Source organism: Geotalea toluenoxydans JCM 15764, assembly GCF_001311985.1.
Classification (GTDB): domain Bacteria; phylum Desulfobacterota; class Desulfuromonadia; order Geobacterales; family Geobacteraceae; genus Geotalea; species Geotalea toluenoxydans.
In genome coordinates, this window is record NZ_BBCJ01000007.1 from 82465 (window position 1) to 108694 (window position 26230).

Genomic DNA, 26230 nt, shown 5'->3' on the forward strand with positions numbered 1-26230 from the left:
ATGGCGCAGGCCGAAGAAACGTACATTTTGTCGGTAGCTCGCCCAGTACCGGTACATGAATATGGATGAAATTGTGGCCAAAAGTCTGGAAGTGTTTGGGCTGATAGCCCGGAAACAGCAGGGATGATGGTGGAAGATGTATGGGTAACAGTGGAGCAATGGCTGAAAGCAGCATAACTAACATTCTTATCATTAAACCGGGCGCAATCGGCGATCTCCTGCAGATGACCCCGGTCATCAGGGCTCTGCACAAAAAGCTGCCTCAGGCCAGAATTTCCATCATGGTTGGGAACGCTGCATCCATAGACTTGTTCCGGCACCATCCTCTTGTTCACGAGGTGATCGTCTTCGACAAGCGGGGTGAACATCGCTCCTTTCCGGCTTTGTTCAAGCTGTGGCGGCGTCTACGTGATCAGAAATACGACCTGGTGCTCAATTACCAGCGCAGCAACCTGATGGCCTGGTTTCTTGCTTCCGCGGCTTTTCCCTGCCGGGTGCTAGTCTACAACAAGGCCAGGGGCAGGACAGTCCATGCGGTGGTAAACCACCTGGAAACCTTGGCCCCCCTTGACATCGATCTTACTCATGTGGAACAACGGCTGGAGTTTTTTCTCGGGGAGGAGGAATCCTGCATGCCGGTGAACTCTTCGGAGTCCAAGGCCTTGATGGGAAAAAAGTCATTGCGCTGAACCCCGGTGCCAGCAACCTGATAAAATGTTGGAGTACCGGCCGGTTTGCCGCCCTCGGCGACCGTTTGGCTATGGAACTGGGGGCGAAGGTTATTTTGGTCGGCGGCGGTGCCGAACGGGAACTGGCCAGGGATATTTGCAGTCAAATGAGGTCTGAGCCTCTGAACCTGGTGGAGAAGACTTCCCTGCTGCAACTTGGGGCCGTGCTTGCCCGGTGCAACCTCCTCGTCAGCGGCGACACCGGACCGATGCACATGGCAACTGCGGTGGGGACGCCGGTGGTGGCCCTTTTCGGCGCCATAGAGCCGTTACGGACCGGACCCGTGGGCAACGGACACACCGTGATCCGTCATGGGGAGATCGACTGCGTACCTGTAATGGGAAGAGATGCAAGAATCGCCATTACCTGGAATGCATGGAAAAAATAACTGTGGAAGAAGTCTTTGATGCGGTGGCTTCCATGCTGGCAAAAGGTCACTGACCGTGCGGGTCCTGATTGTAAAAATGAGCGCCATGGGGGATATCATCCACGCCCTGCCGGTATTGGATTACCTGCACAATGTTTCCCCGGGCATCGAGATCGACTGGCTGGTGGAGGAGCCTTTCCTGGATGTGGTGGACGGGAATCCTCAGATTGCCATGATCCATACGGCTCGCAGCAGAGCCTGGCGCAAGAGCCCCTTTTCCTCCAGGACTTTTTCCGAGACGGCGGCATTGAAGCGCGCCTGCGGGCGAGAAACTATGATATCGTTTTCGATATCCAGGGGAACATCAAGAGCGGTATTTACGGATGGCTGACCGGCGTGGAGAACCGCATCGGCTTTGATGCAGATGTCCTCCAGGAACGGCTGAACATGTTGTTTACCACCCGCCGGATACCCCTTCGTCCCCAGGACTCCCACATTACCGAACAATACCTGCGCCTGGTCAGCGTTCCCTTTGGGCGCGATTATCGGGAGATGCAGCTCGTTTCCGATATCTACACGACTTCCGAAGATGATGATGCTGCCGAGGTCCTGCTTTCCACCCTGGCCGATGCTGGTGTTTCTCTTCCATTATGGTACTACCTGGCAGACCAAGTTTTGGCGTGAAGAGAGCTGGGTTGCCCTGGGCAGAGATCTGCTCGGCCGCTTTCCCGAATCGTCCGTTCTCCTTTCATGGGGCAATGACAGCGAACATCAGGTGGTGATGAGGATTGCTGCAGCCATAGGTACCGGTGCCCGGGTCATCGATCGCTACCCCCTGAAAGGCTGACGGCCCTGCTGAAAAAGGTGGATCTGGTGATAGGAGGGGATACGGGTCCGGTGCATTTGGCGGCGGCCGTGGGCACGGCAACGGTATCCTTCTATCGCGCCTCGGACGGCAAGCGGAGCGGGCCGCGGGGAGACAATCATGTGGTCATTCAATCCCCCATGCCCTGTTCCCGGTGTTTCCGGACCAGGTGCGACCAGGATGAGGAGTGCCGCCGGAGCATTACCGTCGATGCCGTGGTGCATGGCGTCGAAAAACTTTTGGTGTAGGCAGATGACTTCCAATTAAACGCGAGGTGACCATGTTAAAGGTCCTTACTGTGTTCGGTACCCGTCCGGAGGCCATAAAAATGGCCCCGGTGGTAAAGGAACTGGAGAAGCACCCGGAATCCTTTAAAAGCGTCGTCTGTGTGACGGCCCAGCACCGGCAGATGCTGGACCAGGTGCTGGAGCTGTTTGCCATCAGGCCAGACCATGACCTGAACATCATGAAGCCGGGGCAGGATCTTTTCGACATTACCTGCAATGTGATGCAAGGGCTGAAACCGGTTCTGGAAAAAGAGCGCCCCGACGTGGTCCTGGTCCATGGGGACACCACGACGACCATGGCTGCGTCGATCGCTTCCTTTTACTGCCGGACAAAGGTGGGTCACGTGGAAGCGGGGCTCAGAACCCACAACAAATTTGCCCCATTTCCCGAGGAGATCAATCGCCGCCTTGCCGGTGCCGTTGCCGATCTGCATTTTGCACCGACCGAGGCCTCACGGCAGAACCTGCTCAATGAAGGTGTTTCCGAGGAAGATATATATGTGACAGGAAACACCGTTGTCGATGCATTGCTCACCGTCTCCAGGCGTATTGAAAGCGATCCGGCACTGGCGGAACGGTTCAGGGGGGAGTTTTCCTTCCTTGATCCCGTCAAACGCCTGCTACTGGTTACCGGGCACCGGCGGGAAAATTTCGGCGCCGGGTTCGAACACATCTGTGAGGCGCTGGCAGAAATTGCCCAGTCCTGCCCAGATGTGGAGATCCTTTATCCGGTCCACCTCAACCCCAATGTCCAGGAGCCGGTCAAACGCATCCTGGGGGGCAACAAGCTCACAAACGTTCACCTCATCGAGCCGGTGGACTATCTCCCCTTCGTTTACCTGATGAACCGCTCCCATCTGATCATCACCGACTCGGGCGGCGTCCAGGAGGAAGCGCCTTCCCTGGGCAAGCCGGTGCTGGTCATGCGGGAAACCACCGAGCGGCCCGAGGCAGTCACTGCCGGCACGGTCAAGCTGGTGGGAACCGATAAGGAAAGAATCATCATCGAGACTAAATTGCTCCTCAATGATGCCGCTGCTTACCGTACCATGAGCATGGCCCACAATCCTTACGGAGATGGCCTGGCGGCGGAACGGATCATTGAAGTGCTGAAAACGGTGAGGAGTGAGGAGTAAGGTGTGAGGTTTTGCCCCTTACTCCTTTCACCTCACCCCTTACGGTAACTTACCCCTCACCGTACTATAGGAAGGTACAAAATGAAATACAGCCCCATCGATCTTTCCGGCGTTAGAACCTACCCCATTGCTGAGCGGCAGAACAAGGTGAGCATCAAAAACGATTTTGCCTCGCCCATCACTGCCGGCATGTCCGTATCCGAGTTCTTGTCGGCGTTGCCGCCGCAGCTGGGCTCCCAGGCACTCCTGGGGGTGATCGATGCTGTTGTTGCCGCCCGTGCCAAGGGAAAACCGGTGGTGATGGCCATGGGAGCCCATGTGATCAAATGCGGTCTGCAGCCGGTGCTGAAGAGCCTCATCGAGGCCGATGCCGTTACCGCCTTTGCCCTGAACGGCGCCGGCTCCATCCATGATTACGAAATATCCCTGATCGGCGAGACCAGCGAAGATGTGGGCGCAGTGCTCCACTGTGGCACCTTCGGCATGGCTGAGGAGACCGGGCGTGACATCAACCGGGCGCTGAAGGATGGTGTGGCCAAAGGTATGGGGTACGGCGAAGCAGTTGCCAGCTTCATCATCGGCAACAAAAACCCCCATCGTGAACACAGCCTGCTGGCAGCTTGTGCCGAGCGCCACATTCCGGTGACGGTCCATGTGGCCTTGGGTACCGACATCATCCATCAGCACCCAACCGCCGACGGGGCCGTTATAGGCCAGGCATCCTTCACCGATTTCAAGATTTTCACCTCCATTGTTTCGGAACTCGGCGATGGCGGCGTCTATATTAACCTCGGTAGCGCGGTGCTGCTCCCCGAGGTTTTCCTCAAGGCCCTCTCAATAGCCAGAATCTCGGGCATCATGTGGATCATTTCACCACTGCAAACTTTGACATGCAGCAGCACTACCGTCCCCTGCAGAACGTGGTCAAACGCCCCACTTCAGGCAGAAGCCGTGGCTACACCATCACCGGCCACCATGAGATAATGATTCCGCTGTTGGCGGCAGGAATACTCGATAGAATCCGTTCTACGTTCTAGGTTCTATGTTCTGGGTTATGAAGCGAGGCCTTGGTGAAAATTGAGAGATTTGAGGATATTGAGTCGTGGAAGGAAGCTCGAATTCTGGTGAGAGAGGTTTATAGATGCCTCTCTGTTTGCAATGACTTTGGCTTTAAAGATCAGATGCAGCGAGCCGCGATCTCGGTAATGTCCAACATCGCCGAGGGATTCGACAGAGCCAGTAACCGAGAGTTCATTCAGTTTCTTGTTGTTGCAAGAGGCTCGGCTTCCGAGGTAAAAAGCCAAGCCTACGCAGCTTTGGATATAGGCTATCTTGACGGGGATGCCTTCAAGGCAATAATTTTCCGATGTACTGCAATTACTAATTTGATCAATGGATTCATCCGCTTCCTGAAAACCTCCGAGAGAAAAGGCTGAAGGGCTACCCAGAACCCATACCCCAGAACCTAGAACGTAGAACATAGAACATAGAACATAGAACATAGAACATAGAACATAGAACCGAGGTAGACATGGAAAGAAAAGACCTGGAATCACTCTTCACCCGTGCCAGGGAGATAAAAGCCCTGGTGATCGGTGACCTTATGCTGGACGAGTATCTGTGGGGGAAGGCGGAGCGGATTTCACCGGAGGCGCCGGTGCAGGTGGTGGATATAACCCGGGAGGATCTAAGGCTCGGCGGCGCCGGTAACGTGGTCAACAACCTGGTGGCTCTGGGCTGTCAGGTGGCGGTATGCAGCGTCATCGGCGGCGATGAAAACGGCACCCACCTGCGCCATGCCTTTACCGGCAAGGGAGTTGATCTGGCAGGCGTCTTCGAGGACCCCTTGCGCCGGACCAGCAAGAAAACCAGGGTCATCGCCGCCAACCAGCAGATCGTCCGCATCGACCGGGAATCCAAGGATGAAATATCACCGGAATTCCAGGAGAAGCTGATCGGCTTTATTACTGCCGAGCGTCTCGCTTCAATGTTATCCTTATCTCCGATTACCTGAAAGGGGTCCTGACCGGTAAGGTCCTTGCCGCAGTGACTGCTAGCGGCAGGCGTCTGGGCATTCCGGTCGTCGTGGATCCCAAGGGAATCGATTACTCCAAATACCGTGGCGCCACTATCCTGACCCCAAACCGCAAGGAGGCCGAAGCTGCTTCACATATTGTAATCAAGGATGAAGCAGGATTGCTCAAGGCGGGGGAGGCTCTGCTTCGGGGGCTCGATCTGGATGGGCTGCTCATTACCCGCAGCGAAGAGGGCATGTCGCTCTTCCAGCAGGATGTGGCGACGACGCATATTCCCACGGTGGCACGCGAGGTCTACGACGTTACCGGTGCCGGCGACACGGTGCTGTCGGTTCTGAGCCTGGGGCTTGCCTGCGGCCTTTCAATGGCTGAGGCGGCAGGAATCGCCAACGTGGCTGCCGGCATTGCCGTGGGTAAGCTGGGTACTTCCACCGTTTCTCCTGGCGAGATCATTGCTGAAATTGGCCACGGCCATCCGGACAGCGATGCCAAGATCAAAAACCTGGACGTGCTTGCTTCACTTGTGACAGAGGAGAAGGTAAAGGGGAAGCGGGTGGTTTTCACCAACGGCTGTTTCGACCTGCTCCATGTGGGGCATGTGAAATATCTGCAGAAGGCGCGCACCTTTGGCGACCTGCTCATTGTCGGCCTCAACAGCGATGCCTCCGTACGTGCTCTGAAAGGGGAAACAAGGCCTTTGATAGTGGAAACGGAACGTGCTCACATTCTGGCGGCCCTCGATTGTGTCGATTACGTGGTGATTTTCGGTGAAGATACTCCCTTAAGGCTTATTGAGGCCTTACGGCCCCTGGTGCTGGTAAAGGGTGGGGATTATACGCCGGAACGGGTGGTGGGAAAGGATGTGGTCGAATCCTATGGCGGCAGGGTAGAACTGGTAACTTTCGTCGACGGCAAATCGACGACAGGAATCATAGAAAAAATTCGAAAAGAGCATTAATAATTAACAATGAAGCCTGTATTGAGTTGCCTTTGCAGCCATATTATGGTAACAAACTAGCACTTTATAGTTGATGCAATTTTATGGAACGAGAGGACTGATGAAAAAGGCGCTGATTACAGGAATTACCGGCCAGGATGGCTCATATTTAGCTGAATTGCTGTTGAAAAAAGGTTACGAGGTGCATGGCCTTATTCGACGTTCTTCTTCATTTAATACCGGCAGGATCAACCACATCTATCAGGATCCCCATGAAAGCGCTGCCCGGCTGTTTCTCCACTACGGCGATTTGAACGATGCCAGCTCTCTCAACAAGGTGCTACGAGACATCCGTCCCGACGAGATCTACAACCTGGGCGCAGAGCCATGTCAGGGTCTCCTTTGACGTGCCCGAATACACAGGAGAGGTGGATGCCCTGGGGGCGGTGCGTATCCTGGAGGCAATCCGCGAAACTGAACTGAATACCAAGTTTTACCAGGCATCATCGTCCGAACTCTACGGCAAGGTCATGGAAACTCCCCAGAAGGAAACGACCCCTTTCTATCCGCGCTCTCCCTATGCCTGTGCCAAGGCTTACGCCTATTACATCACCGTCAATTACCGGGAGAGCTACAACCTCTTCGCCTGTAACGGCATCCTCTTTAACCACGAATCACCCCGCCGCGGTGAGACATTCGTTACTAGAAAGATCACCCGTGCCGCCGCCCGGATCAAGCTTGGGCAGCAGAATTGCCTCTATCTGGCAACCTGGATGCCAAGAGAGACTGGGGGTTTGCAGGCGATTATGTGGAAGCCATGTGGCTGATGCTCCAGCAGCCGGAGCCTGACGATTATGTGGTTGCCACCGGCGAAACCCACGCCGTGCGGGAATTCGCAGAGAAGGTTTTCTCCCGGTTGGATATGCCCCTCATCTGGCAGGGGAGCGGCGTCCACGAAAAAGGGATCGACAGCAAGACCGGCAAGATCGTCATAGAAATCGACCCCAAATATTTCCGCCCCGCCGAGGTTGATCTCCTCCTCGGCGATCCGACCAAGGCCAAGACCAAGCTCAACTGGGAACTGAAAACCGATTTTGAAGGACTGGTCAATATGATGGTGGATGCCGACCTGCAGGAAGCCGAGCGGGAGAAGCGAGCCAATGGGTGAGGAGTGAGGAGTGAGGGGGCAGAACCCGGAAGTGAAGCGTAAGCATCACGACCTACTGGTCTGGCAGGAAGCCATGGCTTTGGTTAAAGAGATTTATCAAGTGACAGCCGGTTTTCCCAAGGAAGAGATCTATGCCCTAACCAGCCAGATGCGTCGTGCAGCTGTCTCAATACCAAGTAATATTGCCGAAGGTGCAGCAAGGACTGGCGACAAGGAATTTCTGCAATTTTTGTCCATTACCCGTGGCTCGCTCAGTGAACTTGAGACCCAGGTTATGATAGCTGCCGATCTTGGGTACATGGATGGTTCTCAAGTTGGCGCAAAGATCGATCAACTATTCGCCCTCTTAGGAGGGCTTATGAAATCAATCAACAGCAGGATTGAAAAATGATGTTTAACTCTTCACCCTCACCCCTCACGAGATGCCGCGCGAGGCGCGCATCTATGTGGCCGGACATCGGGGACTTGTTGGTTCTGCCATAGTCAGAAAGCTTGAAGCGGAAGGTTACGAAAACCTGGTTGTCAGGACAAGTGCTGAGCTGGATTTACGCGATCAGCAGGCCGTAGCCGATTTTTTCCGGCAGGAAAAGCCCGAATACGTCTTTCTTGCCGCTGCCAAGGTCGGGGGCATTGTTGCCAACAATACCTATCCCGCCGAATTCATCCATGACAACCTGATGATCCAGACCAATGTCATTCATCAGTCATGGCTGAACGGCGTCAAAAGGCTTCTCTTTTTGGGCAGTACCTGCATTTATCCGAAAATGGCTCCTCAACCGATCAAGGAAGAGTACCTCCTCACCGGCCCCCTGGAACCGACAAATGAACCTATGCCATAGCCAAGATTGCCGGTATCAAGATGTGCCAGGCCTACAATCGCCAGTATGGTACCAGGTTTCTCGCGGCCATGCCGACAAATCTCTATGGCCCCAATGACAATTTCGATCTGGAATCCTCCCACGTCTTGCCAGCACTAATGCGGAAGTTCTATGATGCGAAGGTGAAAGGTGAGGACAAGGTAGTTATCTGGGGAACCGGGAGCCGTTAAGGGAATTTCTCCATGTGGACGATCTGGCTGACGCCTCTATATTCCTCCTGAATTTACCTGAAGATGTCTTTTCGTCACTCCTCACCGATCACTCCTCACAAGCCTTGATAAATGTGGGCAGTGGAGAGGAGATAAGCATAAAGGAACTGGCGCTTGCCATAAAGGGTGTGGTGGGATTTGCTGGGGACTTAGCCTTTGATGCCAGCAAACCGGATGGGACGCCGCGCAAGCTTTCCGATGTCTCACGGCTGCATGGCCTCGGGTGGAAGCATGAGGTACGCCTGATAGAGGGGCTGAGGGAAACATACCAGTGGTACCTCGTGAAATAGAATTGCTTCTTGCCGTCAGGGAAAATTAACTGAAAATTGTTACTCCTGCACAAGATAACAGTCATTATCCATTTTAAAGCCTGATAGTCGCTTGAAAGAAAGATAATTATGAACCTTAGAGGGAAGAAGATACTAGTAACTGGTGCTGACGGCTTTATCGGGTCACACCTCGTTGAAGAGCTTGTTAAGCGTGGATGCGATGTTCGTGCCTTCGTGTACTATAATTCATTCAATTCGTGGGGGTGGCTTGACCAAGCAGCTGTCGAGCTGAAGAATAACCTGGATGTTTTTTCAGGCGATATTCGCGACCCGCATGGTGTGAGAACTGCCATGAGTGGCTGCGACATTGTTCTTCATCTTGCCGCATTGATTGCTATTCCCTATTCCTATCATTCACCTGACACGTATGTTGATACCAACATTAAAGGAACCCTTAACATAGTTCAGGCTGCCAGGGAACTCGGCCTATCAAAAGTTGTACACACCTCTACCAGCGAAGTATACGGAACAGCGCGCTTCGTACCCATTACTGAAGAACACCCGCTACAGGGGCAGTCTCCCTACTCTGCGTCAAAGATTGGTGCTGACCAGATTGCCATGTCCTTTTATTCTTCCTTTGGTATACCGGTGTCAGTGATACGTCCTTTTAACACCTATGGCCCACGCCAATCTGCCCGTGCCGTGATTCCCACCATCATCACACAGATTGCCAACGGAGCTCGCAGGATCAAGCTCGGTTCGTTGCATCCAACTAGAGATTTTAATTATGTGGCGGATACAGTGGCTGGCTTCATTGCCGTGGCGGAGTCCGAGCAATCAATTGGTGAGGTCATCAACATCGGCAGCAACTATGAAATCTCAATTGGTGAGACTGTTGAACTGATCGCTGAAATTATGGGCGTAAAAGTGGAGATAGAAACTGACGATATCAGATTGCGTCCCGATAAAAGCGAGGTGGAACGTCTCTGGGCAGACAACGGAAAGGCCCTGTCGATCGCTTCGTGGAAGCCTCTTTATGGTGGCAAAGATGGGTTGCGACGTGGCCTGGCCGAAACAATCAGGTGGTTCTCCGAACCAGCAAATCTAGCGTGCTACAAGGCAGATCGTTACAATATATGAACAGTTTAAACTCTGAATTTAGTGTGCAGTCTGTACTCAATGTCCTGCAATCCGTCTTACCCCAATCCACCTCATTCCTACCCCTTCACGAGCCCAGTTTTGGCGGCAATGAATGGCTATACGTCAAGGAATGTCTTGATACCGGATGGGTATCATCTGTAGGGAAGTTCGTAGATCGTTTCGAAGCTGATTTGGCCGCCTACACAGGTGTTAAGCGTGCAGTTGCGGTGGTGAATGGCACTGCTGCCCTGCATATTTGTTTTTTGCTTGCGGGTGTCAAGGCGGGTGACGAAGTCTCATGCCGTCTCTTACTTTTATAGCCACTGCCAATGCGGTCTCTTACTGCGGGGCTGTGCCACATTTCGTTGACAGTGAAGAGAAAACCCTCGGGGTAGACCCACATAAACTAGCAAAATATCTTGAGGAAATCACAGAGCAAAGGCTTGACGGCTGTTTCAATCGTCATTCCGGGAGACGTATCAAAGCCGTTGTGCCGATGCATACCTTCGGTCATCCAGTCGATTTGGACCCACTTACTGAGACCTGCAACAGATATGGCATTGAATTAATCGAAGATGCTGCAGAGTCACTGGGTTCATTTTACAAAGGGCGACATACCGGCAACTGGGGGCGTTTCGCTGCGCTTAGCTTTAATGGCAACAAGACTATCACCACCGGTGGCGGTGGCACAATCCTGACAAATGATGAAGATTTGGGTCGAATGGCAAAACATCTTACAACCACAGCGAAAGTTCCTCACCGATGGGAATTCAATCATGACATGATTGGATATAACTACCGAATGCCAAATATCAACGCGGCCCTCGGTTGTGCCCAACTGGAACAACTTCCGGGCTTTCTTTCTGCCAAGCGTGACCTTGCTGGTCGCTACAGACAAGCATTCGCCGGTATTCCCGGCATCAGCTTTTTTTCAGAGCCATCTGGCAGCCAGAGTAACTACTGGCTTAACACATTGATCCTTGACGAGGCACACGCCCACAGTCGGGACACCCTCCTCCAATTGACAAACGATGCAGGCATCATGACAAGACCCGCTTGGACTTTGATGCACAGGCTGCCCATGTTTGCAAACTGCCCGAAAATGGATACGTCAGTTGCAGAAAGCTTGGAGCGGCGGATGGTAAATATACCCAGCAGTGCCATGTTAGGTTCAGGACGGACAGATGCGTAAAATATGCGTTGTCACCGGTACCAGGGCGGAATATGGGTTGTTGTACTGGCTGATGAAAGAGATTCAGGCTGACGATGAACTACAGCTACAGCTTGTAGTGACCGGAATGCATCTTTCGCCAGAGTTTGGTCTTACCTACAGAACAATTGAAGAGGATGGATTCAACATTGATGCAAAAGTCGAAATGTTGCTTTCCAGCGATACTCCGGTCGGCATTGCCAAGTCAATTGGCCTTGGGATCATAGGTTTCGCAGATGCTTTGGACCTTTTGAAGCCTGATGCAATTGTTCTTTTAGGGGACCGTTACGAAGTTCTGGCGGCGGCACAGGCAGCACTGGTTGCACGTATTCCCGTGGCACATATCCATGGCGGTGAGACGACGGAAGGTGCCATTGATGAAGCTATACGCCATGCTATAACAAAGATGTCTCATCTTCATTTTGTAGCTGCCGAACCTTATCGTACCAGGGTCATACAGTTAGGTGAGCAACCGGATAGGATATTCAATGTCGGTGCACCAGGTTTAGACAATGCCAAACGACTTAACCTGCTTGACCATGACCAGTTTGAACAGTCAATCGGACTCAAATTGGGTGAGGTCAACTTCCTGGTTACTTATCATCCTGCAACACTTGGGACGATGTCATCACGTGATTCAATTCTGGAACTATTCAAGGGTTTGGACCAGTTTCCTGGAGCCAGGATAATCTTTACAAAACCAAATTCTGATACGGACGGACGTATTATCGGGCAGATGATCGATGAGTACGCTAAATCCCACAATGAGCGCGTTGTTGTATTTACGTCCATGGGCCAGGTTCGTTATCTCAGTGCCCTGAGGCATTGCGATGTAGTAATTGGCAACTCATCCAGTGGTATCATTGAAGCGCCAGCTTTCAAAATTCCGACCGTCAATATTGGTGAACGTCAAGCAGGTCGTTTAAAAGCGGCTTCAATAGTAGACTGTGATGAGAAAGCGGATTCAATCGCAACATGTATAAGCAGGGTTCTTGCACCTGAATTCTGCAACACTTTGCAAAACGTTCAATCATTGTATGGTTCCGGAGAAACATCACAAAGAATAGTGAAAATTTTAAAAACAGTATCTCTTGATGAACTAACAAGAAAGCGGTTCCATGACTTATGAGTAAAGCATGCTACATAATAGCCGAAGCGGGTGTTAACCATAATGGTTCGCTGGATATGGCAAAAAAATTGATCGAGGTTGCCGCGGAGGCTGGTGCCGATGCAGTGAAGTTTCAGACGTTCAAAGCTGAAAATTGGTAAGTAACTGTGCACCAAAAGCGGAATATCAGATACAAACGACCGATGCCACTGAGTCTCAGTTTGAAATGATTCGCAAGTTAGAGCTTGATGAAGCTGCCCATGATGTTTTGATTGAACATTGCAGGACATGTAGTATCGAATTCCTTTCGACTCCTTTTGACGAGGAAAGTGTTGATCTGTTGGCTGGGAAATTAGGGCTGCCACGGCTTAAAATTCCTTCCGGGGAAATCACTAATGGGCCATTGCTACTGAAGATTGCTCAAACAGGGAAGCCTGTTATTCTGTCTACCGGAATGTCCACCTTGGGTGAAATTGAGGATGCCTTGGGTGTTTTAGCTTTTGCCTATCTTGGTTTCAACATCCCCTCAATAGAGGCCTTTCGTGCTGCCTACTGCTGTGCTGAAGGGCAGGCGATCCTGCAAGACAAAGTTACTCTGTTGCACTGTACTACTGAATACCCGGCTCCAGTGGAAGACGTGAACCTGAAGGTGATGGACACATTGAACAGTGCATTTGGTTTACCTATCGGCTATTCTGACCATACGGATGGTATTGCAGTGCCGATTGCTGCGGTTGCCCGTGGTGCTGTGACCATTGAAAAGCATTTTACCCTCGACAAGCGTCTGCCTGGTCCCGATCATAGAGCGTCCCTGGAACCGGGTGAATTAACACAGATGGTGGCTGCAATTCGACTCGTTGAAAAGGCGGTTGGTTGTGGTCGAAAATTCCCTTCACAATGTGAAAAAAAGAACATATCTGTAGCTAGGAAAAGTTTAGTGGCGGCATGTTCGATCAAACAAGGCGAACAATTTACTGCCCACAATCTTACCACTAAGCGCCCTGGTAACGGGTTGTCACCTATTCAGTATTGGGATCTTCTTAGCAGGAGGGCCTGCCGTAATTTTGATCCTGATGAGTTGGTTTGCTTATGACTATGCCAGTTATTGTGCTTGGGGCAGGGGGCCATGCCAAGGTATTGATTGATGCCCTGCTGGCCACATCTGCGTTATAGTCGGTATTGTGGATCCCGATCCGAAAATGGCAGGTGCCTGCCTGCTTGGAGTTCCTGTACTTGGAGGAGATGAAGTTGTTGATGAATTTCCACCTTCGGAAATCCAGCTCATTAATGGCCTTGGCTCAGTAGGCCCTCCGATCAAACGCCAACAGCTCTTTGATAGATACAAAGAACGGGGCTATGAATTTGCTCCGGTTATTCATCCGTCTGCGGTGGTTGCTGCGGATGTTGTTCTTGGTGAAGGATCTCAGGTTATGGCCGGAGTGATTCTACAAGCAGGTAGTTCTATTGGTGTCAATGCTATTATTAACACCAGAGCATCAGTGGATCACGATTGCACCATCCAGAAACATGTTCATATAGCCCCTGGCGTGACGATTTCTGGCGGAGTAATTGTTGGCGAATCGAGCCACATCGGCACGGGGGCTACAGTGATTCAAGGGATTACTATCGGTAAGAGAGCTATTGTTGCCGCCGGCGCTGTTGTTACCAAGGAAGTGCCTGATTACGCAAAAGTTCGTGGTGTACCGGCAAGGGAGTTTTAATGGGTTGGAAAGATGTATTAATTAGCTCAGTTACGACCATCATGAAAGCCATAGAAATCATTGATGCGGGCTCTCTCCAAATTGCTCTTGTGGTCGATGACTCTAATAGACTTATCGGAACTGTTAGCGATGGTGACGTCCGGCGTGCCATTTTGAAAGGTATAGACCTCGGTGGCCCTGTGAGCAGTATCATGTCCACCACCCCGACAGTTGCAAGTTGTCACGAAAGCAGAGAAGCTATTTTGGCAAAGATGAAAAACAAGCAACTGCGGCAAATACCTCTTGTAGACCAGAATGGATGTGTAGTTGGCTTAGATGCTTGGGATGAGCTGATTAGCATACAAGAACGTGATAATATAGTCGTTCTTATGGCGGGAGGGCTCGGAAGTCGATTGGGGGAGTTGACGAAGGATTGCCCTAAACCGCTGCTGAGAGTTGGTAACAAACCGGTGCTAGAAACGGTCTTGGAGAATTGTAAGGAGTATGCTTTCAAGCGTTTTTACATTTCGGTTAACTACAAGGCAGACATGGTTAAGGAATATTTTGGAGATGGCTCCCGCTGGGGGGTTGAAATCAAATATATAGAAGAGAAGAAACGTCTTGGTACAGCAGGTGCATTAGGCCTTCTGCCTGAAGCTTTGACCCTGCCGGCGCTGGTTATGAATGCAGATGTGCTTACAAAGGTTAATTTGAAGCACCTCATGGAATTTCATGCAGAGCATAAATCAATTGCCACCATGTGTGTTCGTGAGTATGAATTTCAAGTGCCGTTTGGGGTCGTCCAGCTCGATAGTCATCGTCTGAAGAACATCCTGGAAAAACCGGTTCACCAGTTCTTTGTCAACGCCGGGATATATGTTCTCAACCCGGAAGCAGTCTCAATTGTGCCGAACGATGATTATTATGACATGCCCAGCCTCTTTGATGAATTACTCCGAAGAGGGATGGAAACAGCAGCTTTCCCTATTCACGAATATTGGTTGGATATAGGGCGCAAAGATGATCTGGAGCGGGCAAACGGGGAGTATGCAGGTGTTTTCTCGTGATTGACGGCAAGACTGTACTTGCAATAATTCCAGCCCGTGGCGGTTCCAAGGGTGTACCTCGTAAGAATATCCGAGACGTTGCAGGTAAGCCGCTTATAGCGTGGACCATAGAAGCAGCCAATCAATCGCTGCTTGTAGACAGGGTAGTTGTCTCGACAGATGATCAGGAAATTGCTGACACTGCTGTCCGATGGGGGGCTGAGGTCCCTTTCCTGCGGCCAATTGAACTGGCGCAGGACTCAACTCCGGGAATTTTGCCTGTAATACACATGCTGACCGAGATTTTGCCACATTATGACCTTGTTGTTTTGTTGCAGCCGACATCACCACTACGATCCGTTGAAGACATTGATGGGGCTATTGCCCTCATGGTGAGGCACCAAGCCCGTGCCTGTGTATCAGTTGTGGAACCTGATAAAAGCCCCTATTGGATGTACTCCTTGAGCAGTTCAATGGAGATGATTCCTTTGCTCAAAGGAGATTATGCTTGCCGACAGGACATTCCGCCGGTTTATGCATTGAATGGTGCTGTATATGTTGCAGAAAGTGAATGGCTGCAAAAAACGCAGGCTTTTGTAACACAGGAAACTATTGGTTATATCATGCCTAAAGAGCGCTCAATTGACATTGATACCGAAACAGATCTAGCTCTTTCAAATTTTGTTTTAAGTGGAGGTTTGAAGTGAAAAAACACCCGGTTCCCCCCCCTGTTGACATTGCCCGTTTTCATGTTGCGGAAGACTCTTTGGAGGCCAAATACGGCCTGCCCAATGAGGTAAAATTCTGTAAAAAATGTGTGATATCAAATCAACGTCCTAATTCGGCTGTTGAATATGAGCATACCAAAGCAAGTAAAAAACAAACCATCAACTTTGACGAAAATGGCGTGTGCGATGCCTGTAAAGTAACAGAACAGAAAAAAGGCACCATTGATTGGAATGAACGAGAGCGGGAGCTCAAAGAGTTATGTGACCGCTATCGCAGCAAAGATGGTTCATATGATTGTCTGGTCCCTGGCTCAGGTGGGAAAGATAGCTTTTACCAGGCACACGTGCTCAAGTACAAGTATGGCATGCATCCCCTGACTGTCACCTGGGCGCCACACGTCTATACCGAATGGGGATGGAAAAACTTTCAGGCTTGGATTCATGCAGGATTTGACAATTTTCTTTGTACCCCCAACGGAAGAGTTCATCGCCTGGTGACACGGCTGGCGGTTGAGAACCTGTTCCACCCATTCCAGCCATTCATGTTCGGCCAAAAGTCGCTTGCTCCAAAAATGGCCATACTTCATAAAATACCACTTGTTTTTTATGGCGAAAATGAAGCCGAATACGGTAATCCGATCGCCGATACATCCACTGCCAAGCGTGACTGGTCATATTTCACCGCGGAAGACAAGAGCAAGGTGTTTCTGGGGGGAACATCGGTTACTGATCTCAAATCTGATTTCGGGCTTGATGACAACGATCTGCAGCCATATTATCCGGCAGATCCTGAAATGATCGAAAAAAATAGGATAGAAGTCCATTACCTTGGCTATTACCTAAAATGGCATCCCCAGGAGTGCTATTATTATGCGGTGGAGAACGGCGGATTCCAGGCCTCACCCGAAAGAACTCCAGGTACTTACAGCAAATATAACAGTATTGATGATCGCATCGACGACTTTCACTATCACACAACCTTCATAAAATTCGGAATAGGGCGTGCGACATATGATGCCGCTCAGGAAATCCGCAATGATGAGATAACCCGGGATGAAGGCGTTGCACTGGTAAAGAAATTCGATGGCGAATTTCCTGAACGTTTTGCGGATGAGATTTTCAAATACCTGAGCATCCCGGAGAAGGAATATCCCGTGGCATCCAGGATGTTTGAACAGCCCATCATGAACAGGGATTACTACATGGCTCTTGCCGATCAGTTCCGTTCCCCTCATCTTTGGAAGTTGGAGAACGGTACGTGGAAATTAAGATATACGGTTTTTGGGGAATAATGTATACATGGCTAGTAATATCAGAATAATATCAAGATTGGACATTAAAGGGCCAAACCTGATCAAAGGCATTAACCTGGAAGGTTTACGCAAACTCGGCGATCCCAATCTGTTTGCCAAGGGTTATTATGAACAGGGAATCGACGAAATCATTTACATTGACATCGTTGCCAGCCTTTACGAGCGAAGCAGTCTGCTTAACATTGTCCGCCGTACAACCCAAGACGTATTTATACCGATAACCGTTGGCGGCGGCGTCCGTTCTGTAGACGATGCCCGCGAAATGTTGCGCGCCGGGGCCGATAAGGTTGCTGTGAATACGGCTGCTGTTAAAAGACCTGAACTCATTCATGAGATCTCGCAGAAGTTCGGTGCACAGTGCATGGTCCTTTCAATTGAAGCAAAGCGGACTGCACCGAGTAAATGGGAAGTGTACTACGATAATGGTAGGGAAAAAAGCGGGATTGATGTTCTGGAGTGGGCACAGAAGGGTTGCGAACTCGGAGCGGGGGAGATACTGCTCACCTCTGTTGACATGGAAGGGACCGGTAGGGGATTCGATTGTGAGTTGACTGCTGCAGTTTCGCGAAACGTTCCGATCCCGGTCATCGCCAGCGGGGGGTTAGGAACCGTCGATGATTTTGAGCAAGTTGTTAAAGCAGGCCAGGCCGATGCGGTGGCGGTTGCGGGTGCATTACACTATAAAAAACTCACGGTGGGTGATATCCGCGAAGGGGCTCTTCAACGTGGTATACATGTAAGGAGAGATGTTTTATGTCACGGGTAACGGTTATCGACTATGGAATAGGCAATCTCCTAAGTGTTGCCCGTGCCTTTGAGCATTGCGGCGCCAATGTAGAGTTGACCGATGACGCCAGAAAAATTGCAGATGCCGATTATCTTGTATTGCCTGGTGTAGGTGCCTTTGCCGATGGCATGTCCGGGCTGGTTGAACGTGGACTGATTGAGCCAATAAAGAAATTTGCCGCTAAAGAACGACCTTTCCTTGGCATCTGTCTCGGTATGCAGATGATGCTTGACCAGAGTGAAGAGTATGGGGCGAACGAAGGTCTGGGACTGATTCCTGGTAAAGTTGTTGCTATCCCCGCAGTGGGTGTTGACGGTTCTCCCCATAAAATTCCGCATATCGGGTGGAATGAAATCTATATCTTCGGGTATTTCTTGGGATGGCACGGCGTTGGGCGAAACCGGTAATCAATCATCATTTTATTTTGTCCACTCTTTCACGGCCGTTCCCGATCACAAAGAGCACAGGCTGGCCGACTGCTATTACAATGGTCAACTCATTTCGGCTGCCATTAAAAGAGAAAACCTGTATGGCTGCCAATTCCATCCCGAAAAAAGTGGAACAGAAGGATTGATGATACTGCGTACTTTTCTGAAGGCAAAAAATTGATATCTAGAATACTGTCTTCGTCATTATTCCGTGCTTCAGGTATCTATACTATTTCAGCTGTTATTAATTCTTCTATTCCTTTTCTGATGATGCCTATACTGACACGCTTTCTTACTCCGACAGATTATGGCATCGTCTCTATGTTTACTGTTTTGGTCGGTATTGTTAGCCCATTTGTTGGCTTAAACATTCACGCGCCATTAGTGTAAAATATTTCGATAAACCCAATTCAGGATTATCCAGATATATTGGTAACGCTTTTCTGCTGCTAGTAATAAGCACTATCATCGTATCGCTTGGGATTTGGATATCTGCTGGATTTATAAGCCGTCATACCATGTTTCCTTGCGGCTCACTTTGGGCGATAGTTGTCTTCAGCATGTGTCAATTTATTATCCTCGTGATGATGACGTTGTGGCAGGTTGAAAGCAATGCATTAAAATACAGCCTCTTCCAGAACTTGCAAACAATTGTCAATATCAGTCTTTCGCTTCTCTTTGTTGTCACTCTCGGAATGAACTGGAAAGGAAGGATTTATGCCCAGATCATAACAGTCATCGTTTTTGCTTTCATAGGAGCATATATTCTTTTACGTAGTAAAAGAATTGTTTTTAAATACGACAAAACTGACATCGCTCACGCACTGAAGTTCGGGGTGCCCTTGATACCACATGCTCTAGGGGGAATGTTGATAGCGCAAACAGATAGAATCTTTATTACCAATATGATTGGCGTATCAGAAACGGGTATTTACACTGTTGGTTTTCAAATTGGAATGATACTACAACTGTTGGCGTCATCATTTAACAATGCCTATGTCCCATGGCTTTATAATAAACTTTCTGAAAATAAAATGATTACAAAGATCAAAATTGTAAAATTTACATATGTATATTTTATAGTCACATTGTTGATTGCTGCGTTCATTGCATTAGTATCACCTTGGTTCCTGAGTTATTTTGTTGGCTCAAAATTTAGCGGAGCTTACCAATATACGACCTGGATAGTGTTTGGCTTTGCCTTTTGTGCAATGTACTACATGGTTACTAACTATATTTTTTATGCGAATAAAACGCATGTCTTGTCGTTAGTAACTTTTTTTACAGCCCTGTTAAATGTGGCTTTAAACTATGTACTTATAAAAAGAAATGGGGCGATTGGAGCGGCCCAAGCCTCTGCTCTTGCTTTTTTTGTGAGTTTTATTCTTACTTGGGTAATTAGCGCGAGAGTCTATAAAATGCCATGGAACATTTTTGATGTAAGCCTAAGTAATACATAATTATATGATACTTCTGTCTTCAAATATTGTAAAGTCATTGAGATGTAGATGCACGCTTCATCCCAGAAATCATCAAATATAGGTATGAAAATGAAAAAAATAATAATTAATGTTGCCAAAACTTTGTATTCAGTTATCCGCGCAGTGAAGAATTGTGGTAACGATAAATTTCTACAACTTGATAACCTGACTAAGAAAGACCTTTGTGTTTTAGGTAATGGGCCTTCTTTAAATCATAACTTGATTAATAATATTGATTTTATTACGTCTCGGGTATCTATATGTGTAAATGATTTTATAAGCTCTGATTTTTTCTACACTATCAAACCTAGCTACTATCTTTTGCTCGATCCAGCCTACTGGAGGCATGACAGTATTTCAGAGTATATTGAAATTAGAAACTCCATATTCAATAGGCTCAATCAAAATGTGGATTGGTGTTTAACAATAATCATACCGTCCATAGGCAAGAAGGAACTGGATTGGGAATCTATATTTGACCAAAATAAAAATCTTAAAGTAGCCTTTATAAACACAACTCCTATATCAGGATATGAATGTGTAAGGCATTTTCTCTATAAATATCAATTTGGAATGCCTCATGCACAAAATGTATTGGTTGCAGCGCTTTTTATTGGAATTAATTTGGGGTTCAAAAACATTTTCCTTCTTGGGGCAGACCATTCATGGCATGAGGAATTATTTGTTAATAATGACAATGTAGCTTGCATGAAAGACAGGCATTTTTATGACAATGGTGAGGTTAAAGGCGTACCTTTCCCAATGTACCATGATTCTTCAGAGATACCTAAACTTCACATAATTTTCGATGCATTTGCTAAGATGTTTGAAGGTTACCATTACATAGAAAATTACGCAAACTACAGAGGAGTTCAAATATACAACGCAAGCAATAAAAGTTATATTGATGCATTTAAAAGATGCGCCATATAAGGAAATTCATAATGCTAGGTTCAATTTTCAAAAACCCGTTGACGCTCTATGTGAAGTACGCACTCAACAGCTATAGATTGCAAATCAAAAACAAACATTGTCGATTAAGAATTGGATACATGTGCTTGATTGTTAAGTGTAAATTTGGCTACAGTAACACTATTAATGACTTTGTCGCATTGAAAAATGTCGATTTAGGAGATTTTACTTACATTGCGTCCGGCACTAAAATTAATAACGCTATCCTGGGAAAGTTCTGCTCGATTGGACCGGACATACTTATCGGATTGGGGAAGCATCCAGCAAACACTTTTGTCTCAACACACCCAATTTTCTTTTCAACACTCGGACAGGCCCAGGAGGTGCTGTGTGATCGTGACTATTTTGACGAATTCGCACCTGTCGCCATAGGTAATGATGTGTGGATTGGAGCGAGAGCTATCATCTTAGATGGAGTGACAATTGGCGACGGAGCTATTATAGCCGCTGGCTCTCTAGTAACTAAAGATGTGCCGCCATATGCAATCGTCGGCGGTGTTCCTGCAAAAGTAATAAAGTTTAGATTTGAGGTGGAAGAAATAGAGTTTCTTATGGATTTCAAATGGTGGGACAAAAGCATAAACTGGCTTAACGATAATTATAAGTCCCTGCACAATATAAATGTCTTTAAAGCGAATAGTGCTATATAGTTTTCAATAACGGCAGAAATTGTAAAATGACAACAACCAAGATCACTCTTCCTACCTCAAACCATCCTCCTTTCATCCCTGACGATTCATTGGGTGTCTTTTGCCTGGATGCATCTTACGCCACCACCCGCTTGGTCACGCGAGAGATGCCAGTTGTAGAAGACTCGCCCGATGCCACGTTTAAAAGCGCGCTGTACTTGTCGCCAAATCCTGAGCGCAAAGGAGAAGGTGGACTACGAACACAAGGATATTTCAAACGATCTTTTCCAGACAGGCCGTTAATAACTGTCATTACAGTAGTTTTTAATGGAGAGAAGTGTCTTGAAGAGACCATTAGAAGTGTTATAAACCAGACATACGATAATGTTGAGTACATCATTATTGATGGCGCCTCTACTGATGGAACTATTGATATTGTCAAACAGTATGATGGTCAAATTGATTATTGGCTTAGCGAGAAGGACGAGGGAATTTATGATGCGATGAATAAAGGAATCAACAAAGCCACAGGTGAATGGGTCAATTTTATGAATTCTGGCGACTCATTTTATGGAAATAACGTCGTAGAATTAATTTTTAACAAACAGATTATAGCGAGTGTTATCTATGGAAATACACTTTATCAGTATGATTCTGTGTACAAAAAAATACGGAAAGCTGAAAAATTAACGTTCAAGTATGGACTCCCTTTTTGTCATCAATCTTCTTTCACGAAAACAGAAATTCTTAAAGCAGAAATGTTCTGTAGACTTTATAAAATATTTGCAGATTTTGATTTATTCGCAAAACTAAAAAAAAATGGTTTCTATATTTGTGTATGCAGATCTTACTGTATCAATATTTAACTGTGACGGAGTCTCCACAGTAAAAAGTACTGAGCACTTAAAGGAACTATATGCAATAAATAAAAAATACAATGTTTTCTACGCTGCATTTCTAGTCTTAGATATAATATTTAGGGAGACAATGAAAAGAATATTGCCGAAAAAATTTGTTAGACAAATTCAGGTTTCAAAATAGGTCGAACAGTGAAAATGATATTAAACCCTGCTTTACTTTATGCTTCGTTGTGGACCCTACTTTTATTTCTCTATAGTCTTAGGTTTAGCGACTTGTTGCTTCCACTTTCTACAGATGCCTTCCTTTTCTTCTCAGCATCAATTAGTATGTTTCTTCTTGGCTATATACTATTTATTATCATTTCAAAGAAATGTCTGATTTATATCAAATTAAATCATGAAATATACAAGGAATGGATATTTTCAAGGCATACGACCAAGGTATTATCAATTTTAACAAAAGTTTTGATTGTCGGGTTGATTACTGAACTAATTTATTTTCAAAACGTACCATTAGTTTCTTTGTTAGGTATCGGGAAAATAATACGTTATACCGAATTTGGCTTTCCAGGAATACATGGCTTATTAAATGCCACCCTATTGGTCATTATTACTATTTTGTTTGTAAGACATTTGTATAAGCCGAGTAAACTAAATTTTACATTGATTCTATTGGCATTTTCCTGGCCGATATTGCTTGTAACCAGACAACTTTTTCTAACGATTGCGGTACAGCTTATATTTCTCTATATTCTTATAAAAGGGGCTAGCTTCAAAGGTTTTGTTAAAATAATTTTGATGATATTCGGGCTAATATTTATATTTGGTTACATAGGAGATTTGAGGTCTGGAAGAGATGGTATTATTGCACTTGCAAGACCCACAATAGAGTATCCAGATTATTTACCTTCTGGACTACTTTGGGCTTACATATATATTGTATCTCCGCTGAATAATGTAGTAAACAATGTGAACATAACACCTTACTATGCACCTATTGGAACAATTAGTGGTCTTATACCATCATTTGCAAGAAACTATTTAATAGAACTTCTGGGTATTTCACCCCCAGCATGGGAACTGGTAAATGAAACACTGAATGTCTCCTCAATGCACGAGAAATTTTTTAATAGACTATGGCCCTTTCTTTAGTAATTTTATTTATTTTATAATATCATTTTTTTCCTATTTTATAGTAAAGCGATCCTTTAACGATCCAAGATATGGGTTTGCTCTTGTTGTTATTCTGCATGCAATAGTATTTTCCTTTTTTACAGATTTTATGTTTCACTTAGTGTTTGTTGCTCAGTTTATTTATTATATTACAATATTCAAAAGGCCAATATTAGATGCCTAGGTTCTCTATTTTAATACCCTGCTACAATTGCTCTAAAACACTACCAAATACTTTATCATCATGTTTACAACAAAAATTTGATGATTTTGAAGTTATTCTTATAGATGACTACAGCAAAGACAATGTTGTAAGCATTTATAAACATTATTTACCAGCATTTGTACTGAAAAATATTCCCTTAACATATCATAGAAACAGTGTTAACTCAGGTGTATCATTCAGTAGGAATACAGCATGGGATCTGGCAATTGGAGAATATATCTGTTTTCTTGATTCAGATGATATTTGGCATGAATCAAAATTGCAAATCATCAATCGATTTTTGAGCACAAACAATTGTTACTGCTTATGCCATTCGTACACAGATAATAAGGATATTTTTTTCACCGAACGCGATACCTCAAATTATGAAATTTTTAAGCTTAATCTATTAAAACTGCTTTTAAAAAACCCATCTCAGACATCTTGCTTTGTTCTTAAAAGATCTATTACAGACAGATTCGATAACACGATGAGCTATTGCGAAGATTATGATCTTTGGCTGAAAGTATCAAAATCTCATCCAGTCTATCAATTGTGCGGGAAACCTTTGACTCTACTATCAAGACCTCAGAAAACACCTGGTGGGCTTAGCTCAAATCGTGTGAAGATGCGGTTAGGTGAACTAACTGCGTATTTTAATTTTACACAAAGAAATAATATATTTATTATATTACTCCCGCTGTTTCTTGCATACTCGATGTTAAAGCATATTCGATCCGAATTTGGATACATAATTCGATTACTGAAACAAAAATTAAATAATAGACAAGTGACACCATGAAATCCTTAGACTCCACCGCTTCAATAGTAATTTATGACAACCCTCGTAATATGGTTAGGAACGCTGCCGCCAGTTTTTTGGGCACAGATTGTGCTGTGCAACTCACTATCGTTGACAATTCACCTACTCCTGCCCTGCGTTCTGTATTTGAAGACCTTCCTGTTGAGTACCATTTTAATGATGAAAATGTAGGCTATGGAAGAGGGCATAATTGGGCAATTCAGCGCGTACAAAACTCTAAATATCACCTGATTCTGAACCCAGACATCGTCGTTTCTCCTTTTACCATTAAAACTCTGACGGAATTTATGGATAATAATCCGGATATAGGGATGGTCTGTCCCAAGGTATTGAATCGAGATGGTTCTATCCAGCACCTTAATAAACGTTATCCCACGGTATTCGATCTTTTTGCGCGCCGTTTTTTGCCCAAAAGATTTCATGTTGTTCTTGAAAAACGGCTCGCTATGTATGAGACCCGCGATATCGGCTACGAAACTGTTCATGACGTTGAATTCATGACGGGGTGTTTCATGTTTTGCAGGACTAGTGTTTTAAAATCTGTTGGTGGTTTTGATGAACGCTACTTTATGTATTTTGAAGACTGCGATTTAGGGCAAAAATTTCAAAATGTCGGATATCGTACAGTATACTACCCGCATGCAACTGTTACACATCTGTGGGAGCGTGCTTCACATAAAAGCATCAAGATGATGTGGGTGCTTATTGTTAATATGGTACGATATTTCAACAAATGGGGATGGAGATTCTTTTGATTAGGAATATTTTGGTGACAGGCGCAACAGGTTTCGTCGGTACTGCCCTTATCAAACATCTTGTACGAGAGAATTTTCGGCTTACTGCCGCTGTATTGGCCGGAGATGACACTGAGCATTTGCCAGCAGTCGTAGAGCAAGCCATTGTAGAACCTCTCTCCGAATCCAGCGACTACACTGCAGCCCTGCATGATGTGGACATTATCATCCATTTGGCTGCCCGCGTACATGTCATGCAAGAAACTGCCATTGACCCATTGCAGGAATTTCGCAAAGTGAACCTTCATGGAACTGAACGTTTAGCGCTGCAGGCTGCACAAGCTGGTGTGAAGCGATTTGTGTTTATGAGTACTATTGGCGTAAATGGTAACAGCACTAATTCAATTCCATTTACTGAAAATGATGCTCCACATCCACACAACATTTATTCTTTGTCCAAGTATGAAGCGGAATTAGCATTGCGTAAAATTTCAACAGAATCCAAAATGGAAGTAGTTATTATTAGGGCGCCTATTGTCTACGGTCCATGTAACCCAGGTAATTTTTTATCACTTCTAAAAATAGTGTCACAAGGAATCCCGCTCCCTCTTGCTTCAATCCAAAACAGGCGCAGCCTAATATATGTTGGCAACCTTGTTGATGCACTTGCCATTTCTGCTGTTCATCCTTCAGCCGATGGTAAAACCTATCTTGTCAGCGATGGAGATGATATTTCCACGCCCGAACTTATTTACCGAACTGCTTCAGCACTCGGCGTCCCTGCTAGGCTCTTTCCCGCTCCAGTAGGCATCATTCGTCTAGCAGGTAAAGTTACAGGCAAAAGCTCTTCTATCAATGGGCTATTAAGCTCATTGGTGGTAGACAGTTCAGCCATAAGAACTGAGCTTGGATGGAGGCCGCCCTTTACATTGGATGAGGGGTTGAGGCAAACGGCGCTATGGTTTAGTAAATTCTCCTGAGTAATCCCCCGGCTATGGCGGGGGACCCATAA

The 26230-nt window shown here is 46.8% G+C and carries 27 protein-coding genes and 6 pseudogenes; all 33 read left to right on the forward strand.

Annotated elements, in window-relative coordinates:
* Positions 1 to 140: 140 nt before the first annotated feature.
* The 33 genes and pseudogenes from JCM15764_RS22065 (at position 141) to JCM15764_RS06125 (ending at position 26198) form a co-directional block, all read left to right on the forward strand.
* Positions 141 to 689, forward strand: coding sequence for a glycosyltransferase family 9 protein (locus JCM15764_RS22065; protein ID WP_243688462.1), 549 nt, complete (start codon positions 141 to 143; stop codon positions 687 to 689).
* Positions 690 to 709: 20 nt separating this feature from the next.
* The gene (locus JCM15764_RS22070; protein ID WP_243688481.1) at positions 710 to 1117 is read left to right on the forward strand and encodes a glycosyltransferase family 9 protein; all 408 of its coding nucleotides are present in this window, start codon (positions 710 to 712) and stop codon (positions 1115 to 1117) included.
* A gap of 55 nt (positions 1118 to 1172) precedes the next feature.
* The gene (locus JCM15764_RS27910; protein ID WP_369412267.1) at positions 1173 to 1487 is read left to right on the forward strand and encodes a glycosyltransferase family protein; all 315 of its coding nucleotides are present in this window, start codon (positions 1173 to 1175) and stop codon (positions 1485 to 1487) included.
* Positions 1472 to 1780 carry a hypothetical protein gene (locus JCM15764_RS27915; RefSeq protein ID WP_369412265.1) on the forward strand — a complete coding sequence of 103 codons (309 nt, stop codon included), beginning with the start codon at positions 1472 to 1474 and terminating at the stop codon, positions 1778 to 1780. The genes JCM15764_RS27910 and JCM15764_RS27915 overlap by 16 nt, the downstream gene beginning before the upstream one ends.
* Positions 1731 to 1943 carry a hypothetical protein gene (locus JCM15764_RS27920; RefSeq protein WP_369412258.1) on the forward strand — a complete coding sequence of 71 codons (213 nt, stop codon included), beginning with the start codon at positions 1731 to 1733 and terminating at the stop codon, positions 1941 to 1943. Before JCM15764_RS27915 ends, JCM15764_RS27920 begins: the two co-directional genes overlap by 50 nt.
* 17 nt (positions 1944 to 1960) lie before the next feature.
* Complete coding sequence (locus JCM15764_RS27925) at positions 1961 to 2209, forward strand: glycosyltransferase family 9 protein (protein WP_369412259.1); 249 nt, start codon at positions 1961 to 1963, stop codon at positions 2207 to 2209.
* Positions 2210 to 2241: 32 nt separating this feature from the next.
* Positions 2242 to 3384: a non-hydrolyzing UDP-N-acetylglucosamine 2-epimerase gene (wecB, locus tag JCM15764_RS06010; protein ID WP_054693631.1), complete on the forward strand. Its 1143-nt coding sequence runs from the start codon at positions 2242 to 2244 to the stop codon at positions 3382 to 3384.
* Between the two features lie 81 nt (positions 3385 to 3465).
* Positions 3466 to 4421: pseudogene (locus JCM15764_RS06015) on the forward strand (GSU2086 family protein).
* A 33-nt stretch (positions 4422 to 4454) separates the two neighbouring features.
* On the forward strand, positions 4455 to 4820 hold the full coding sequence (locus JCM15764_RS06020; RefSeq protein ID WP_054693745.1) for a four helix bundle protein: 366 nt from the start codon (positions 4455 to 4457) through the stop codon (positions 4818 to 4820).
* Positions 4821 to 4915: 95 nt separating this feature from the next.
* Positions 4916 to 6378 (forward strand): annotated as a pseudogene (gene rfaE1 / locus JCM15764_RS06025) (D-glycero-beta-D-manno-heptose-7-phosphate kinase).
* A 100-nt stretch (positions 6379 to 6478) separates the two neighbouring features.
* Positions 6479 to 7525 (forward strand): annotated as a pseudogene (gmd, locus tag JCM15764_RS06030) (GDP-mannose 4,6-dehydratase).
* 10 nt (positions 7526 to 7535) lie between these two features.
* A complete protein-coding gene (locus JCM15764_RS06035; protein WP_243688463.1) occupies positions 7536 to 7916 on the forward strand; it encodes a four helix bundle protein in 381 nt (126 codons plus the stop codon).
* 31 nt (positions 7917 to 7947) lie between these two features.
* A pseudogene (locus JCM15764_RS06040) lies at positions 7948 to 8902 on the forward strand (GDP-L-fucose synthase family protein).
* A 108-nt stretch (positions 8903 to 9010) separates the two neighbouring features.
* Entirely contained in the window at positions 9011 to 10021 is a 1011-nt protein-coding gene (locus JCM15764_RS06045; protein ID WP_054693634.1) for an NAD-dependent 4,6-dehydratase LegB, read from the forward strand.
* Positions 10018 to 11213, forward strand: a pseudogene (locus JCM15764_RS06050) (LegC family aminotransferase). The gene JCM15764_RS06045 and the pseudogene JCM15764_RS06050 overlap by 4 nt, the downstream one beginning before the upstream one ends.
* Positions 11206 to 12360 carry a UDP-N-acetylglucosamine 2-epimerase gene (gene neuC / locus JCM15764_RS06055; RefSeq protein ID WP_054693637.1) on the forward strand — a complete coding sequence of 385 codons (1155 nt, stop codon included), beginning with the start codon at positions 11206 to 11208 and terminating at the stop codon, positions 12358 to 12360. Before JCM15764_RS06050 ends, neuC begins: the two are co-directional and overlap by 8 nt.
* Before the next feature lie 56 nt (positions 12361 to 12416).
* A pseudogene (gene neuB / locus JCM15764_RS06060) lies at positions 12417 to 13432 on the forward strand (N-acetylneuraminate synthase).
* An 88-nt stretch (positions 13433 to 13520) separates the two neighbouring features.
* Positions 13521 to 14060, forward strand: coding sequence for an acetyltransferase (locus tag JCM15764_RS06065; protein ID WP_243688464.1), 540 nt, complete (start codon positions 13521 to 13523; stop codon positions 14058 to 14060).
* Complete coding sequence (locus tag JCM15764_RS06070; RefSeq protein WP_054693640.1) at positions 14060 to 15106, forward strand: nucleotidyltransferase family protein; 1047 nt, start codon at positions 14060 to 14062, stop codon at positions 15104 to 15106. The genes JCM15764_RS06065 and JCM15764_RS06070 overlap by 1 nt, the downstream gene beginning before the upstream one ends.
* Complete coding sequence (locus tag JCM15764_RS06075) at positions 15103 to 15792, forward strand: acylneuraminate cytidylyltransferase family protein (RefSeq protein ID WP_054693643.1); 690 nt, start codon at positions 15103 to 15105, stop codon at positions 15790 to 15792. Before JCM15764_RS06070 ends, JCM15764_RS06075 begins: the two co-directional genes overlap by 4 nt.
* Positions 15789 to 17105: an N-acetyl sugar amidotransferase gene (locus tag JCM15764_RS06080; protein WP_054693647.1), complete on the forward strand. Its 1317-nt coding sequence runs from the start codon at positions 15789 to 15791 to the stop codon at positions 17103 to 17105. The genes JCM15764_RS06075 and JCM15764_RS06080 overlap by 4 nt, the downstream gene beginning before the upstream one ends.
* A gap of 7 nt (positions 17106 to 17112) precedes the next feature.
* Positions 17113 to 17892 (forward strand): imidazole glycerol phosphate synthase subunit HisF, encoded by a 780-nt coding sequence (gene hisF / locus JCM15764_RS06085; protein ID WP_054693650.1) that lies wholly within the window; start codon positions 17113 to 17115, stop codon positions 17890 to 17892.
* Entirely contained in the window at positions 17880 to 18320 is a 441-nt protein-coding gene (hisH, locus tag JCM15764_RS06090; protein ID WP_279384302.1) for an imidazole glycerol phosphate synthase subunit HisH, read from the forward strand. Before hisF ends, hisH begins: the two co-directional genes overlap by 13 nt.
* On the forward strand, positions 18304 to 18522 hold the full coding sequence (locus JCM15764_RS29365) for a glutamine amidotransferase-related protein (RefSeq protein WP_279384303.1): 219 nt from the start codon (positions 18304 to 18306) through the stop codon (positions 18520 to 18522). Before hisH ends, JCM15764_RS29365 begins: the two co-directional genes overlap by 17 nt.
* Complete coding sequence (locus JCM15764_RS27930; protein WP_369412260.1) at positions 18519 to 18731, forward strand: oligosaccharide flippase family protein; 213 nt, start codon at positions 18519 to 18521, stop codon at positions 18729 to 18731. The genes JCM15764_RS29365 and JCM15764_RS27930 overlap by 4 nt, the downstream gene beginning before the upstream one ends.
* On the forward strand, positions 18722 to 19801 hold the full coding sequence (locus JCM15764_RS06095; RefSeq protein WP_279384306.1) for an oligosaccharide flippase family protein: 1080 nt from the start codon (positions 18722 to 18724) through the stop codon (positions 19799 to 19801). Before JCM15764_RS27930 ends, JCM15764_RS06095 begins: the two co-directional genes overlap by 10 nt.
* Before the next feature lie 48 nt (positions 19802 to 19849).
* Complete coding sequence (locus tag JCM15764_RS06100) at positions 19850 to 20755, forward strand: 6-hydroxymethylpterin diphosphokinase MptE-like protein (RefSeq protein WP_243688465.1); 906 nt, start codon at positions 19850 to 19852, stop codon at positions 20753 to 20755.
* Between the two features lie 11 nt (positions 20756 to 20766).
* Positions 20767 to 21444 carry a CatB-related O-acetyltransferase gene (locus JCM15764_RS27935; RefSeq protein ID WP_369412261.1) on the forward strand — a complete coding sequence of 226 codons (678 nt, stop codon included), beginning with the start codon at positions 20767 to 20769 and terminating at the stop codon, positions 21442 to 21444.
* 26 nt (positions 21445 to 21470) lie between these two features.
* Positions 21471 to 22289: a glycosyltransferase family 2 protein gene (locus JCM15764_RS06110; RefSeq protein ID WP_054693658.1), complete on the forward strand. Its 819-nt coding sequence runs from the start codon at positions 21471 to 21473 to the stop codon at positions 22287 to 22289.
* Positions 22290 to 22478: 189 nt separating this feature from the next.
* On the forward strand, positions 22479 to 23435 hold the full coding sequence (locus tag JCM15764_RS06115) for an O-antigen polymerase (protein ID WP_243688482.1): 957 nt from the start codon (positions 22479 to 22481) through the stop codon (positions 23433 to 23435).
* Between the two features lie 197 nt (positions 23436 to 23632).
* A complete protein-coding gene (locus JCM15764_RS27940; protein ID WP_369412262.1) occupies positions 23633 to 24463 on the forward strand; it encodes a glycosyltransferase family 2 protein in 831 nt (276 codons plus the stop codon).
* Positions 24460 to 25239: a glycosyltransferase family 2 protein gene (locus tag JCM15764_RS22080; protein WP_243688466.1), complete on the forward strand. Its 780-nt coding sequence runs from the start codon at positions 24460 to 24462 to the stop codon at positions 25237 to 25239. The genes JCM15764_RS27940 and JCM15764_RS22080 overlap by 4 nt, the downstream gene beginning before the upstream one ends.
* Entirely contained in the window at positions 25218 to 26198 is a 981-nt protein-coding gene (locus JCM15764_RS06125) for an NAD-dependent epimerase/dehydratase family protein (RefSeq protein ID WP_054693668.1), read from the forward strand. Before JCM15764_RS22080 ends, JCM15764_RS06125 begins: the two co-directional genes overlap by 22 nt.
* The last annotated feature ends 32 nt before the right edge of the window (positions 26199 to 26230 follow it).

Excerpts from the sequence above, each read along its gene's own strand:
- JCM15764_RS27940 (WP_369412262.1), top strand. The coding sequence starts at position 23,633 with ATGCCTAGGTTCTCTATTTTAATACCCTGCTACAATTGCTCTAAAACA.
- JCM15764_RS27935 (WP_369412261.1), top strand. The coding sequence starts at position 20,767 with ATGCTAGGTTCAATTTTCAAAAACCCGTTGACGCTCTATGTGAAGTAC.
- JCM15764_RS06100 (WP_243688465.1), top strand. The coding sequence starts at position 19,850 with ATGCACGCTTCATCCCAGAAATCATCAAATATAGGTATGAAAATGAAA.
- hisH (WP_279384302.1), top strand. The coding sequence starts at position 17,880 with ATGTCACGGGTAACGGTTATCGACTATGGAATAGGCAATCTCCTAAGT.
- JCM15764_RS06125 (WP_054693668.1), top strand. The coding sequence starts at position 25,218 with ATGGGGATGGAGATTCTTTTGATTAGGAATATTTTGGTGACAGGCGCA.
- JCM15764_RS22065 (WP_243688462.1), top strand. The coding sequence starts at position 141 with ATGGGTAACAGTGGAGCAATGGCTGAAAGCAGCATAACTAACATTCTT.
- JCM15764_RS06070 (WP_054693640.1), top strand. The coding sequence starts at position 14,060 with ATGGGTTGGAAAGATGTATTAATTAGCTCAGTTACGACCATCATGAAA.
- JCM15764_RS06045 (WP_054693634.1), top strand. The coding sequence starts at position 9,011 with ATGAACCTTAGAGGGAAGAAGATACTAGTAACTGGTGCTGACGGCTTT.
- hisF (WP_054693650.1), top strand. The coding sequence starts at position 17,113 with ATGGCTAGTAATATCAGAATAATATCAAGATTGGACATTAAAGGGCCA.
- wecB (WP_054693631.1), top strand. The coding sequence starts at position 2,242 with ATGTTAAAGGTCCTTACTGTGTTCGGTACCCGTCCGGAGGCCATAAAA.
- JCM15764_RS22080 (WP_243688466.1), top strand. The coding sequence starts at position 24,460 with ATGAAATCCTTAGACTCCACCGCTTCAATAGTAATTTATGACAACCCT.
- JCM15764_RS06110 (WP_054693658.1), top strand. The coding sequence starts at position 21,471 with ATGACAACAACCAAGATCACTCTTCCTACCTCAAACCATCCTCCTTTC.
- JCM15764_RS06115 (WP_243688482.1), top strand. The coding sequence starts at position 22,479 with ATGATATTAAACCCTGCTTTACTTTATGCTTCGTTGTGGACCCTACTT.
- neuC (WP_054693637.1), top strand. The coding sequence starts at position 11,206 with ATGCGTAAAATATGCGTTGTCACCGGTACCAGGGCGGAATATGGGTTG.